This is a genomic window from Brucella sp. 22210 (assembly GCF_052045675.1).
GTDB lineage: Bacteria > Pseudomonadota > Alphaproteobacteria > Rhizobiales > Rhizobiaceae > Brucella.
The window spans coordinates 1-14,077 of record NZ_JBQEPD010000052.1 but is presented as its reverse complement, the minus strand read 5'-3'; the positions used below and the strand labels follow the sequence as shown (position 1 = coordinate 14,077).

Below are 14,077 nucleotides of genomic sequence, written 5' to 3'. Positions count from 1 at the left end.
GGCTGCCAAAGGACGAGAAACCACCCTTGTTCAGATTATTGATGGCTTCAAAAGCGCCTTGATAGACTGGAACACCAGGCTGATATTCCGGGTTGACCGGATTATCCGGATCAATCGCACGATGTGGATTAACGGGATTATTTGGGTCAACCGGATCGTTTGGATCTACAGGATAATCCGGATCATGCGGGTTGTCTGGATTAACAGGAGGATTTGGATCTACGGGGTCTACAGGATTTTCCGGATCCACCGGTTCAACAGGCTTCTCGTTGGCCTCACTGCGCAGATACCAGTTGCCGTCATCAGGCGTGGATTTGCCGCCCTTATGCAGCGTATAGGCATAGGCACCGCCGATGACAGCTGGCTGCCCATCAGCTGTAACGAAATCTCCATTCAGCTGAAATACCCCCCGTGACTGGCCGTTAATTTCAACCAAAAGAATGCCTTGCCGGGTCAAAGCTCCGGTTCCGCCCCGATTGATCAGTTTTAGCACTGTCGTGCCGGACGTATCTCCACCGACGATCAGACGATCAGACGAGGCATCATCGCCGGCCAGGACGGCATTCATGATAAGTGCGCCATTACCAGCCTGGTAATTACCCGATACATGGAGTGTCGTACCTGCATTTTGGCCAAATTGGATAATGCCCCCATTATTAATCGATGTCAGCGCTTGATTTATATCATTGAGATCAACAACTGTTCCTGCACCTACCGTCAAACGGCCACCGCCAAAGGCATTGTTGCTATTGGCGCGAATCGCACCTCGCTCGACTACAAGCCCTCCTGCGAAGGTGTTGTTGCCCGAAAAAGTGGTTGTGCCAGAGCCACGTTGAAACACAGTCCCTTCACCTGTGATATTGCCGGAAAAATCAAAAGCGTCCGAGTGATCAAAGGCGAGTGACCCTATATCGAATTCCGTCCTGGCCAGCAAAATGTCACCCTGAACCGAGCCATGCGTGCCGCCATTGCCGAGCTGCAACGTGCCTTCTTGAACAGTTGTACCGCCAGTATAGTTATTATCTCCGGCAAGTATCAGCGTTCCGTAGTCGGTCTTTCTGAGTCCCATTGCCCCCCGTAACTCCGACTCGATCACAGCCGATATCTGATCGTGAACACGAATAACCGGCTCATTCTCGCCGCCAAGAGTGATTGCATCCCCGGTTATGTTATAATGATCGACAGCAAATTGCATGCCGCCAGCAACGATCTCACCTGAACTCACATCAACGGTTACCGTTCCGCCTTTACCTGTAAATATCGCGAATGCGCCATTTGTCCATCCAGCGTTTACAATCCCTGATTCATGGGTCCAGTTGCTATTTGGAGCATGTGTCCAAACCTCATCCCCTCCGTCAATTTGGTTATTATTGTGAGCACCGATATCATTACCATCCCAGAAGGTTAACGGGATGCCGTCATAGCTAACCAGATTAACCTGATGGTCGATATTTGTTTGTATTCCCATTCTGGACGCATCTGCGCCAACGACCGTGCCGATCATCAAGCCCTGGTTCGTGAGAGCGCCCGCATAGTCAAAGATGCGGTAGATGCCGGGGCCAAAGCCGGCGTCCAATTGAGAGACGTTCAATGTGCCATCGAGCACGAGGTTGCCGCCAATATTGAACAGGCCGGGTTTTCCTGGCAAACCAAGAATTACGTTGGTAACGCTGTTATCAGCTAGTGTCAGATTGCCCTCAATGGTGAATATCTCAGTGGCCCGCCCCAGCAAACCGCCGCTTGCGCCAACCTGAAGATCGCCTCTAATAAAACCTCCGCCACCAATTTGGCCGCCACTGGTGACGTCCTTGACAGTTCCGCCAAGGACTCCATCGACCAGAAGGATCCCGTCATTGACGTAGGTAATACCAGTAAAGAGACTGTTATCAGCCGTTAATCGTAAAGTCCCGGTTCCTAATTGTTCAATCTTGCCAGAACCTGAGATCTTGCCCATGAAATCAAATTGATCGGTACGATTAAATGCCAAAATTCCATCATTGGTAACATCTCCGAAGATCGATCCCGTGCGGTCGCCATTACCGAGCTGTAATATGCCATCTGGGCCTATCTTCGTTCCCCGATTATAAGTATTATCGGCTGTAAAAATAGTCCGACCAGCAATGACATTCACGTCCAGGTTCGTATTTTTTCCGCTGACCACGGCTGCTAAGGGCAAACTGAATTGATAAGCGGGGTCGGTGTGATTAAATACAAGATGGACGGCTTTATTGTCTCCAAAATCGGTATTGGGCGTAAATTCAAGTTCCATGCTCCCAGGAGCCACGGCGACATCGCCGGTCGCCGAACCAATATTTATGCTAAAGTCGCCGACAACGGCTGCTCCGATACCATTGCCAATCTTTGCGACGCCACCATTTGAAACGGTCAAGGAAGCATTATTTGCGTTGAAATTAAGAAGAGAAGCTGTCAACTGACTGCTTTGGCCATCGATGATCAACCTGCCACCGATATTGACATTATTTTGAAGGGAAGCGGTTGCAGCCTGGTCTATAAGGGCTGTTCCCCCTATAGGAACAGTAAGGATTCCTCCAGACAGGAATCCACTTTCCGAAACATGGATCAAGGCGAAATTCTGAACGAAGGTGTCCGCAAAAAGTTTAGCCCCCTTTTTAACCACAATTGTTGAAGCGGTTCGTCCAAATTCTGGATCCGCCATGCTCGTGAGGTCAACACGGGTTGCGGCGCCACTGAATTGAAAAGTGCTGCCTCTGCTAACTTGAATAGCCCCAGCTGTCATTTTGGCATCATCGACCATAATATCGATATCGTTGAAACGGAGTGTTGCCATTGCAAAATTGGCGATTGCTCCATTTGATACGTTCAATGCGGCACCGCTCATTTCAAAAAGCCCATTGCCACCGCGATTTTGTAGGTTGAATCGCGATCCTGGCCCACCAACGTTTATAGTCAGATCGGCTGTGTTCTCCCGAAAGCTGCCAGTCCCAATGATGGAGAGTTGTCCGCCTGACATAACATTGATCGTTCCAGTCGTGCCGCTTAAAATGGATTGGTTGGCAAGCGAAGACATCTGCAATGAGAGATTGCTGCCGTTGCTGACTGTTAGCGTGCCGCTACTGTTTGGCTGTGCGCCAAAAGTCAATTTATTAGAAATGGAAAGAGTTACAGTTCCGCCATCATTAGATTGAAGCGTCCCGTTGCCTGTATTTCCAATAATAACATTAGCATAGCTGCCGGAGGCTGCATTCATAACCTGGTTACCGATGACCAAATCTGCGCACCGCACGGTGTGGGCACCACTTAATAAGACCAAGAGCGACACACCAGTCAGAAATATCGTTCTTCTCGCATTTCCTATGTTCAAAGGAAGTAAATTGTCATTGTGGAATGCGGATAGATTTGCGATTTTCCTCAATCGATCACCACGCTTTGGAATGAATTCAGCTAGATTTAACTGGCGGCTTGTATTATTTTTAGTCTTTTTCCTAAAAATACGATCATTGGATGTGTTTTAGAAACGTATAGAGGAATTTTAATTTGATGTAAGTATATTATAATTAGTAATTTCGTTTTCTATAAATAGTAATAATTTATAGTATTCATTACATTTGATTGAGATAATCAATATATCTTTTAAAGGAAAATTTCCAGGAGCCTTTTAAGGTATGTTAATCGTCTAATGAAGAGGGGGTAGTCGGTTTGATGGATCAGGGTCCCGCAGGTTTAATTGCGTTTCTGCCAGGTTGCGCCTGGAAGGGCTCTTGAAGTTTGAGCAAAGACTGCTCCATACCCTCGCGGTTCAGGTTTTCACGTAACGATCTGTCAGCAATATCTGTCCATAATGGTTGCCTGGATGCTCAATTCCTGATGATGAGCCTTAGCAACCTCATTGCGATGTCTGTCACTCCCAGGATGATAGCAATAAACAAGACGAAATAACTGATCGGAATGAGAGCGAATAATGGTTCATGCAAAACGCCATCATCATCGATAAAAGTTGTTAAATCGTGGAACATAGCGAGAGCCAGCCAACCGGCAATAGACATGGACAGGGCTATGATCCACACTATCGGTAGGGCTCTCTCGAGTTTTGACCGACCTGGCTTCCACCAGACGCGCTCTGGCTTCGGTGCAATGCCGTCATCATTTTTTGAAGGATTGGCGGGTTCTGATATTTGTTGATCGTCATTGGTCATGGTTCTCTCCAATTAAGCTATCGTGCTCGGTCAGATGATGACGTTTCAAATTTTGGCTGAAAGGGTCGGCTGCCATACAACGATACATCCGTTGTCAATCAACTCCTTTAGAAGAAGATGCCTCCGGCACAAAACGTATGCCTGCCCCTAGGCTGCATTCAAAAACAAATGGTTCTATGAGCGGTTTAAATGTTGTTGGTGAAAGACGGTTGAATTTGGCTGTGGCCGTACCGTTTGCCAATATTCGATACTGTGCCAATTCTGTAACCGGGGTGCCATCAGGCGCTACTGTAAAATGTTGGTAAGAATACGCAATCGTCGCATTGGGCTCTGGCAAAATCATAAACGCGTCGATTAGAAAACCGCCCATAGATTTAAGATTTCCGTGAGCTGTTCCCGAGGTTTGCTTGCACTGATTGAAGTCAATAACTGATATCGTAGGTGTTCCATTCATCAAGCGGGTGCGCAATTGCTCAAAGGGAGAAGTGTCTGCGGCGCTGACACTGGCAGGAATAAAAACAAGCGCCAGCGAGAATATGAAAAGAGCGCGGTTCATTGAAGACCTTTATTTATCTGAATACAGGGGCATTATTCCAATAATGGGATCGCACCTCTACTCCAATTAGTTGGTGGACATATTCCCGTGGAGTTGCCCCTTAAAAACCGGACATTTTCAGGTTTGAGCATTTTGGCGTCGGGTTATCCGGACATAATCGCGCTTGAATGTTTTGACGAAAGCCTCAGCCATTCCATTTGACTGCGGGCCGCGCACTGGTGTTCTGCACTGTTCCATGCCGATATCCTGGAGCAGGGCCGCGGTGTTTTTCGCAATGAAGCATGATCCATTGTCGGTAAGCCACTGGATGGGCTCTGCCAGCATATTGATGCGCCCGAAGCGGTTTTCTACCGCCGTGATGACAAGATCCTGCACATCTTCGCTCTTGATGCCTTCTGTCGTAGCCACACGAGCAATTGCTTCCCGGTCACAGCAGTCGAACGCAAGGCGGTGAGGCCCCCAGTGCATCGTCAGAGGCACGGATGTTCATGCCATCCATCAGGAGAATGACACGCCGCATCGAAAGGCTGCAATTTGAGTGGGGACTTGGTGAGAGCTATGGCGAAATGTCGGGCGGTAAAAAACAGGAGCTTCCATGGGAGTGAGGTAACGGTATCAGCAACGAAGTGTAAGCGGTTTATTTGCTGCCATAAATTAAAAGGCCTCGTTTGTATAAAGCTTTTATCAGTCCTGGCCCAGATCAGAGCATCAGGTACCTCTCTATCGAATAGCTGTTGAAAATGCGGACGATTTGTGCTCAATAAACTTGCTAGGCCCCTTCTATTTCGGGGCTGGATTTCTGGTTTTTTTAAGAAAGAATAATTTATGAGAAAACATCGCGCGCTCGGCGTTGCTTGCATGCTGACAGTAGTTTTCGGAACTTCCGCCCTGGCGGCTTCTCTTCCTGGCGGTGCGAGCACCTTGCAAGAGACCTATCAGGATTGGACCGTTTCTTGTCAAACGCAGAAGGACGTTCCTATCTGTGCGATCCGTCAGGAGCAAAGCAACCCACAAAATGGTCAACGTGTTTTGACGGCTGAACTGCGTAATGGCGCGAGCGGGAAAGTTGAAGGCGTCATTCTCTTGCCTTTTGGTCTTGATTTGGCCAAAGGCGTGAGCGTCAAGATTGATGATACAGTGGGACCTAATCTCACTTTTTCCAGTTGCTTTCCACAAGGATGCCTTGCGCCGGTAAGTTTTGACGCCAAGCAGATCGCGGCGATCAAAGCGGGTACCAATTTGAACGTCACCACGACGGCTTTGAGTCCAAGCCAGCCGGTTGCCTTCAAGATTTCCTTGAAAGGCTTCGGGAGTGCGCTCGATCGCATTACTGCTTTGACAAAATAACGATAAAATCGGCCTCTGGTTTTGCACTAGGTGCTTTGTGATTTTGTTGCTTTAGCTGGCAAAGCATAAAATATAACTACAGCGATGCCGTCAAACCTCAAGGCCTCACGGCATCGTTGGCAGGTTCTCTCTGCCTTGATCGAATGGTAATAATCATCGCCGCAGGTAGATTAAACAGTGCGTGCCCACTTCGCCCTGAGGAATATCCGCGAGTTTGTGGCGCATCCTTGCGGGTCGCCGCCGCGCTGCGTGGATAACGTCATCGCTGAAGTGAAGGTGTCCGAGAGCCTGGCGTGCCCTCGGTCAGCATCGACAGGCGCGGCGCAGGATAGCCAGGATCCCGACGAACGCGTTGACTACCGACATCATGGCACTCGCTCGCAAGTCGGGCCGCTATGGCCATCGTCGCATAACGGCGATGCTGCATCAGGCTGGCTGGTTCCTGAACGTTAAGCGTATCGAGTACATCTGGCGGCGGGAGAGACTGAAAGTGCCGCACAGGGCACCAAAACGTGGTCGGCTAGGGCTGAACGACAGTTCGTGTACCCGCTTCGAGCGGAATACCCAAACCATGTATGTCCTGCAACTTCGTCGGGGATCGGATGCATCATGGCGGAAAATCCGCATGCTTAACGTCATCGACGAGTTCACGGGGGAATGTATCGCCATCAGGGTCGAGAGGAAAACTTGCAGTGCCAACTGCTAATATCATCAGTCGCTCAGCAGCAAAACTGATCATCTTGTGGAGAGCGTTGCTATTGTCAACTTACGCCACGCTCAGGATAGGACCTTCGATTGGCGCATGGCACAGACACGGACGTATTCGAATGTTGAAAATCGGAAGCAAAATCTTTACGTAGAGGAAAAACCGGCCGCGCATCATCTTCAATTTTATCGGAAGCCATTTAAGGATGAAAAATCCAAACCGCACTGTTGTCGTAGAATATAAAAACAGACGCGCCCGTAAGGGCAACACATCTTTGTGGGGAAATCTCGATTTGAAATCAATCGCCCGTGAAGTGGAAGCGGATGCAACACTCATCTTGCCGGAGACTCCTGTAACCTCTGATCCCGCTCAGCCGATTTCAGGCAAAGCGGCAGCGGAAGTAGTTAAAGCGGCTCCCCAGGCGGAACCCGTCGATGCGATGCATGCTGAAGTATCGCTCGAAGCGCAGGTGCCCGGTGTTGTGCCCCCGGAGGCGGAAGGAATGCCGATCAATATAGCAAAGCCGCAGGCGGAGATGAGAGCAGAAGATATTGTGAGGGTGAAAAAAGCACCTGTCCGAAGTCCTGTAAAAAAATCGGGGCAGCGGAAACAGAAAGCGGAAAGTCGATCAATTGCTGAGCCCGATATTCGAGTTGCGTTGTCGTCTCTGGAAACCGAAAACGCAGCATTGAAGCGCGAATGGGCTGCAAAACTGCATTCAGAGAATGGCAGCTTGCTCTTGATGCTTGAGCGCTTGGAACAGCGAGGGAAATGAGGGGCGCGCATCTACTCCTTCTTTTTCAGCCCACCGACAAATAGCTTGATGCTGCTGGAAGTGACCCTGACTGATACTGTGAGGGCGAACCTTCCTTCGCGGGATGCGCGGCATCGCGCAGCCTGTAAAGCCTCGCCATGGAACGGTTGGGCCTTTGCTCCAATTGTTTACAAAATGGACCGGAATAATCCACGGAGGCGAGAGCGTCAGCAGGAGTGTCTTTACAAATCTGCACGCTCGTCTGCTGGCTTATTAAATATCTGCAGGGCTCTTACGTCTGGTCATAAAGGCATGATCGGTTTATCGTCGCTTCGGTTATTATGCTATCGGGAAGAAACAGGCAGCATCTCTTGACATCGTTAGTGGGAACAGGGGATAAACTGACGATGAAATCATGGGGCGAGCGCCTGATTGCGGGGTTTAAGAGCTGGCGGTCAAATAAGCGCGACAGTCTGGTGGACGAAACGTGTGACGTTGAAGGCAAATCCGGCGATAGCTTGAAGCATTCCGATGCTGCGTCGCACGCAAAACTGTCGATCAGGTTTGCGACGAAACGCTCAGATGAAACAGACGTTAAGCCAAATGAGTGGATTGAGCCAGAAACTCCCTCACAAGCATCAGTACTGGTCAAAGAGCCTTTAACTCTTGTGGATCCGGCGATGCAGTTTGAACCAACAATATCTGCAACGATGGCTGGCGAACGCTCCGCTGCTCATGCCTCGTTGCAAAAGCGCTTTCGTGATCGCAAGCCTAAAATAAGCAGGTTGGTCACAGACAGTGAACTGGCGGAACTGGAAGCAGAAAACGCTCGGCTCAAACTCCTTTTAAAGGAACTGTTGGAAGCGAAGAAAAATAATTCTCAGAATTGAATAGCAGAGTATGTCCAAAACCGTTAGTTGTCGATGTCTTTTTACAGCTTCGAGCGCCGGCGGGGCACGTCGTCGTGTTGGTCCTAATCTCGACACCCGCGAGGGACGGGCGAGGCCGCATCTCCAACCAGCCATTACCCTTCTGTCCGACCTGCTTAGGCCTTTATCATATTGTGCTGGCGGATTCGTACGGACAGAATTTAGCGCCCACTAAATTGTTATTGTGGCTTACCGGAATTCTCGGAATTATAACGCCTTTAAAAGAGGTATAGTATGCGGGAAAGACTGTTATTTCTATTCTGGTCGCCGTCTGTAGACGCCTTTGGTACGATGTTAGCGCGATTGGCAAGATCAATTGACCATCAAAGGGAAAAATGGCGCCAGGCACGACGCCAACGTCAAAATCTGCGCATTCTGGAATCGCTTCCTGAGGAAATTCTACAAGACATTGGTTGGCCCTACATTGATAACGATGCATATCATCCTGATCACAGCAGGTCAGGACTCCGCCCGGGTGTGGTAGGTGTGTAGTGGCAAAATGCCAGTGCGTCAGGCGGGCATTTCCCGCAGCGCACCCGTCGGCCGCTTTCACGCACCGGGACGAATGCATCTTTCCGTGAGGCGCCCGGGCTATAAGCTGCTCTAAGGTTGCTTCCTGTTTGATGCTGAACCGGCCATCCACTCTTGAGCCCGGATTTCATCTTACGGAGGCAGCAACCTTTTAAGGGATTCAGATCACACAGTTCCCGGTCCCGTGATTGCGCTCCTCTGTTCATAAAAGCCTGCATCGCCAAGCTTCAGCTTATTCCGAAATTCTCATTCACTGGCCATATAGGTATCCACAACTGCTGCAGATCCTTGGCGTAGTGTAATAGCGCTGGCTGCACGCGGTCGCGTAAAGGGATTGAAGTCTTCGCCCGATCCCCTAAAAGTGCCGGTATATCCCATTTCATTGTCGGCCCTGGCCGGGATCGGCGATGAGGCCATTATAGCATCGCCGAGACACATAAGATGATTATATTATCCCTAAATGGGCGCAAAAAGAGCCTGTAAGGAAAGGTTTGCTATTTGGTCCCGCACTCTCAACTGTCGTTGTGATCTGACGTACCCTCGTTTAGGCGGCCAACCAGTCTTTTTCACATCGCCAGCAATTGGCAGGGATTGGATAGCTAACTAAATATTGTGTTTTGTCGGGCCGAAAATTGTAAATTAGATTCAGCAAATCCAAACTTTGCGGAGTGTTAGATTTGCACCGTTTTCAAATTATAAAAACAGTGATTGTGTTCGTGGCAACGCTTTGTACGTCACAAGCTCATGCTGCCTATACAGTTAGGCTCATGCCAAATTCCTCCAGTCCTGTCGTGTTCAGTCTGGAAATTTCCCCTCAGCACGGCAATCTTTTGCAGACACGATCACAGCCTTCGGAAGTGAAAAATCCTCGCTGTGGTCCGATCATGTTAGAGCAAAGAACACCCGACGAATGGATCGTCCCGGACAATTGCCAACGTGTCGAATGGGAGATCAATTTCTCACCCGCGCCGGACAAGGGGATCGGCAACCTCATGGGCAGGCACAGTGTTGCATTCTCAAACTGGTGGTCGATCGTGGAACAGAAAGCATTGCTTCGACAGCCAGGAGATGAAAGCGCGTCCGAAATCACGATCAAGCAATCCGGACGCAAGGATATAAAATCCTATGTACCATCAACCAAAGATATGTCTGAGTTTTACGTCGTTGGAAATGTTGAAGAATTGGAGCGAACCGTCGGCGACGTCCACATAAGATATGTCAGCGATGATTTGAACACGGCAAAGCGCCGCGGAATGATATCGATGCATGTGGAGGCTTATTCAAAACTTCGCGCCATGTTTAAGAACATGTTGCCAACACCATTCGACTGGGAGCTCCTTGTAATTATGGCCGGAAACCCCAGGCCCGACGGGATTGCAGGATCCGGCGCTGCAAGAAGCCTCGTATTCGACTATCCTCGTGATACCGACAAAGCCGACGCATTTTTATTGATGACGGTTGCTCATGAACAATTTCACCAACTCAGAGCGCTTAGCACTGCGAGCGCCGGACAGTCGTTCATAGCGTCTGCAAGCCATTTTATGTGGCTGGAAGAAGGGTTGGCTGAATACTACGGATTGAAAATCGTTAAGGGAAGCAAGCGAAGCGATGATGAGAAAAACAAAGTCTGGAATGCTTTCGTTGATATTTTGCGACCGGTTGAAAACGGTTTGAAAAAGCTAAACGCCGAATACAATCGAGGCGACCAGTCGGTCTATCCATTATTCTATACTCAAGGTGCGACGTTCTTTTCTGAAATTGATCAGGCGATAATTCAGGCAAGTGAGGGAAGAACATCGCTCGATGCATACGTCACGCGGCTCGCTGGAACGACAGATGGCGACATTGATCCCAAAATTGTCAACGAATGGCGTGGGATTGCGGGCAAGCAAATTGATGCCCTAATAGCTCGATACGTCGGGAGCCCTTGAGATCGTATTCCCTCAATTACCGGCGTTCGTAGAGATCCTCGATAATCTCGAGGAGATCACGGCGCTGTTTGTCGAATATGTCCGCGGCCAGTACGTCGAGATTCCAGACGAACTGCTCTTCCAGGGCGCACCGCTGCCTTGGGCGCATATAGCACTTACCGGCGACTATTTCTGGAATGAAATTGGCGACCAGTCGAATGCTTCAGACCGGTCCACGCTAACCGCTTCAATCCAAACAACTTCAAATTCCCCGGGTTCCACCTTCGGTTTCAATTGAGCAGCTTCTGCCTGAAGGGAATAAGGTAGTGCTCGTCGCCCAGTCAGACGTCGAAAATTAGGCTTGCCCGGTTTGCAGCGGCAGCAGCAATCGCCTCTATAGCCAATATATCCGGCGAATTGCAGACCTGTCGTGGCATGGACGGGTTGTTCATATCCGTTTTCGTGCCCGGCGTTTACGCTGCAGTAATGCGCAATGTGGGCGGCAGATATTCACCGAAAGGCTACCGGAGTTTGTTCGTCCAAAGGTGCGCCATACAACAAGATGCGGCGAAAGCCAATTGACTATTGGATTTGCAGTCGGGGGCGAGCCCGGCTCCCGGCTTGCCCGAAAGCTCGCCATGCCCATCAGCGGCGACACACATTTGCGCGTGCGTAAGCCGGCAGAATTCGAACCGGCGAAACGGCCACGGGCGATCGGAATCGACGATTGGGCATGGCCAGGGGCCACGCTACGGCACGATAATCTGCGATCTGGAGCGGGGTTGTGTTCTCGACTTCCTGCCAGATCGTAATGCTGGCTCGGTGTCTGCATGGCTCAAGCGCCATCCAGATGTGGAATTCGTCGCGCGCGATCGTGCCGGCTTTACGCCGATGGATCAGGTTCGAGTAAGTGGTTTTCATTCTGCATTTTTTCAGAAGAAGAGCAAAGCGGCATCGCCACGTGGGGCGAACTGTTTGCGCTTACGCGCTGTCGATACCATATGTCGGCGTGCACGGACAGATATTGGCGGCTCTGGACGGTCGTTCTTTCAAGGAACAATCTCTTGCATATAATACCTGAATTACGTATATTACATAATTGAAGGAGCGCCCCTTATGAAACAATTCACTTTTTCAGACATGAATCGCCTGTCTGGCGAGATATTGGAAACGGCTCTTATTGAGCCGGTTTCCCTCACCAAACGCGGCAAGGAAAAGCTGGTTATCGTTACGGCGGATACCTACCGTCGACTTTTGGGGAAGCCGCAAGCCGCTGCTTACAACCTGTTTGATGCGCCTGACCATGTCCACCGGGAGCTAATGGACGGTCTGAACGTAATCCTGAATGAAAGTGACGATGATGCTTGAACGCGGCCAGATCGTCAGATTCTTTTACCTCTGGAAGCGGCAAGCCGTCGCCGGGGAGGAATCCGGTCGAAAGGCGCGGCCCGTTTGTATCGTCATTCGTACCCCCGACAATCCCGCTCGGCTATTCCTGTTTCCGATCACGTCACAGCAGCCGGACCAGAGCCGGATTGCCCTCGCTTTCAGCCAGATCGAATGCAAGCGTGCCGGATTAGCTTTTCCTTGCTGGATCATTCTTGATGAATATAACCGTGTCGATTTTGACCACGCATATGATTTTGAAGGCACCCGGCCAATCGGCGCGGTAAGCTCCGCTTTCCTCAAGGAAATTGCGAGGAACATTCAATCCGCCGCCGCTGACGGTCGATTGTCGGCCATTCAACGATCCTGAAAACCACGTCCTGTCACAGCATTGCGCCGGCGACAGGACGACGAGGAACCCCCGAATCTGGAACCGCGAATATCTCCGCCACTGATCAATCGTCCCAGCCACCAGCATATTCTCGCCAGTACACGCCGGTCAGTTCATGCCTGATGCTTACATCTTCGGCGGTGCATTGCGCAGATCCGCCAGTTGATAAACTTCGTTGAACAGCCCGTCGATCCGCTCTTTCAGATCCCCCCGGTTTCATAGCTGATGGTGATGCGATACTCGCAATCGCTGAGCCTGCGGCCTGCGAACTGTCGCCGCACCAGAGATTCAATATCTTCCCGCTGCCGCGCCTGCTGAACGGCCCTGATACTTTCCCGCCGCCCTGTGGCAATACCCTGTTTCTGCCGTTCGCGGGCGCTGTTCGTAATCCCGCCGGGCAATTGCTGCCAGCATATCCAGCAGCATATCGTTGATCGCGCCAAACATGCGGGCGTCAAACTCGTTGTGAGCGGGTGACAAGTGCAGTCAGTCCGTCGGCACATTGACGGCCACGATCCTGATTTCACGCCCGCGCAACAATGTTTCAGCTTTTGCCAGTCGCCATCCTTCAGACGGAACAGCCGGTCCACATCTTCCAAAATGTCCCCTTGCTGGCAGTCACCAAGCAGCCGGAAAAGCTTCCGTCGGTTCAAACGCGCCCGGGGTTCGTTCTCGGCGTAATAATTGCAGATTGTCGGCCGCACTCGCGGGCGAAGGCGTCCAGACTGCCCCGCGCCCGTAACACGTCCCGTTCATAGGTGGAGTCACGCAGATAGGCGCACGAACACCGCGGCCTTGGGCTGGTACGGATAGGGTCATTTAGGTGTACGGTCTGTTATGAATTGTCAAAACTATCTATAAAATACCAAATTCAACTAGTGCCAGACCAATTATTGTGAGGTCAGGGCTCCCAAGCCGAACCAGAAATGAGCCGATTGAATTGATTCCGTGCGACGGCGTTTCATGTCTCGGGATGCGGTGTAAGTAATGCCGTTGGTTTCGGTGCAATTAAAGCAAAGGCAGCGCTTTCGAGGCAAGGAATTAATAAAAATAAATATATTAATATTCTAATATATTTATTTTTATAGTGTTATTAAGGCAACATATCTACTCTATTTCAATAAGTCTCTTGACATTTAAGTATTGGCGAAATCTATAAATTACTTGTGTTAGCGTACTTCGAGAAATTTTCTCGAAGAGATTTTCATCTCGTATCTATTAACCACGTGCGATGCGCTGCTGTGAATTAAATACGCTATCACAGCCCGCGCCTTGTTTTCGATGAGGGGATTTTTGAAATGACCTATTTTACGAACCGTTTTCCAGCCATTCATGCACTGAAACATCGCGCCAGAGCGCTTGCGGGCTCGTCGGCATTGAACACAGCGCCAC

General features: G+C 50.2%; 10 protein-coding genes and 2 pseudogenes. 8 read left to right on the top strand and 4 right to left on the bottom strand.

The genetic code is table 11. From position 1 onward, the window contains the following. The 4 genes and pseudogenes from ACTJKP_RS24730 to ACTJKP_RS24715 all read right to left on the bottom strand — a co-directional run. Positions 1-3,394 (bottom strand): autotransporter outer membrane beta-barrel domain-containing protein (locus ACTJKP_RS24730; protein WP_440632561.1); only part of this gene is annotated, 3,394 nt, incomplete at its 3' end. Positions 3,395-3,836: 442 nt separating this feature from the next. Further along, positions 3,837-4,175 (bottom strand): DUF3955 domain-containing protein, encoded by a 339-nt coding sequence (locus ACTJKP_RS24725; RefSeq protein ID WP_440632560.1) that lies wholly within the window; start codon positions 4,173-4,175, stop codon positions 3,837-3,839. A 94-nt stretch (positions 4,176-4,269) separates the two neighbouring features. Continuing rightward, complete coding sequence (locus ACTJKP_RS24720) at positions 4,270-4,731, bottom strand: VirK family protein (protein WP_440632559.1); 462 nt, start codon at positions 4,729-4,731, stop codon at positions 4,270-4,272. Positions 4,732-4,851: 120 nt separating this feature from the next. Further along, a pseudogene (locus ACTJKP_RS24715) lies at positions 4,852-5,175 on the bottom strand (DDE-type integrase/transposase/recombinase); the annotation flags it as partial. Between the two features lie 381 nt (positions 5,176-5,556). On the opposite strand from ACTJKP_RS24715, the gene ACTJKP_RS24710 reads away from it, so the two are divergent. From ACTJKP_RS24710 to ACTJKP_RS24675, 8 genes and pseudogenes are all read left to right on the top strand, one after another. Continuing rightward, positions 5,557-6,078, top strand: coding sequence for an invasion associated locus B family protein (locus ACTJKP_RS24710; protein ID WP_440632558.1), 522 nt, complete (start codon positions 5,557-5,559; stop codon positions 6,076-6,078). A gap of 234 nt (positions 6,079-6,312) precedes the next feature. Further along, positions 6,313-6,763: pseudogene (locus tag ACTJKP_RS24705) on the top strand (IS3 family transposase); the annotation flags it as partial. A gap of 226 nt (positions 6,764-6,989) precedes the next feature. Then, complete coding sequence (locus tag ACTJKP_RS24700; protein WP_440632557.1) at positions 6,990-7,559, top strand: hypothetical protein; 570 nt, start codon at positions 6,990-6,992, stop codon at positions 7,557-7,559. A gap of 386 nt (positions 7,560-7,945) precedes the next feature. Further along, positions 7,946-8,428, top strand: a complete 483-nt coding sequence (locus tag ACTJKP_RS24695; RefSeq protein ID WP_440632556.1) for a hypothetical protein — start codon at positions 7,946-7,948, stop codon at positions 8,426-8,428. Between the two features lie 1,247 nt (positions 8,429-9,675). Beyond that, positions 9,676-10,929: a hypothetical protein gene (locus ACTJKP_RS24690; protein ID WP_440632555.1), complete on the top strand. Its 1,254-nt coding sequence runs from the start codon at positions 9,676-9,678 to the stop codon at positions 10,927-10,929. Between the two features lie 386 nt (positions 10,930-11,315). Further along, the gene (locus ACTJKP_RS24685) at positions 11,316-11,720 is read left to right on the top strand and encodes a hypothetical protein (RefSeq protein WP_440632562.1); all 405 of its coding nucleotides are present in this window, start codon (positions 11,316-11,318) and stop codon (positions 11,718-11,720) included. Between the two features lie 304 nt (positions 11,721-12,024). Then, entirely contained in the window at positions 12,025-12,276 is a 252-nt protein-coding gene (locus ACTJKP_RS24680; RefSeq protein WP_440632554.1) for a prevent-host-death protein, read from the top strand. Continuing rightward, the gene (locus ACTJKP_RS24675; protein ID WP_440632553.1) at positions 12,266-12,664 is read left to right on the top strand and encodes a hypothetical protein; all 399 of its coding nucleotides are present in this window, start codon (positions 12,266-12,268) and stop codon (positions 12,662-12,664) included. The genes ACTJKP_RS24680 and ACTJKP_RS24675 overlap by 11 nt, the downstream gene beginning before the upstream one ends. Positions 12,665-14,077: the final 1,413 nt, after the last annotated feature.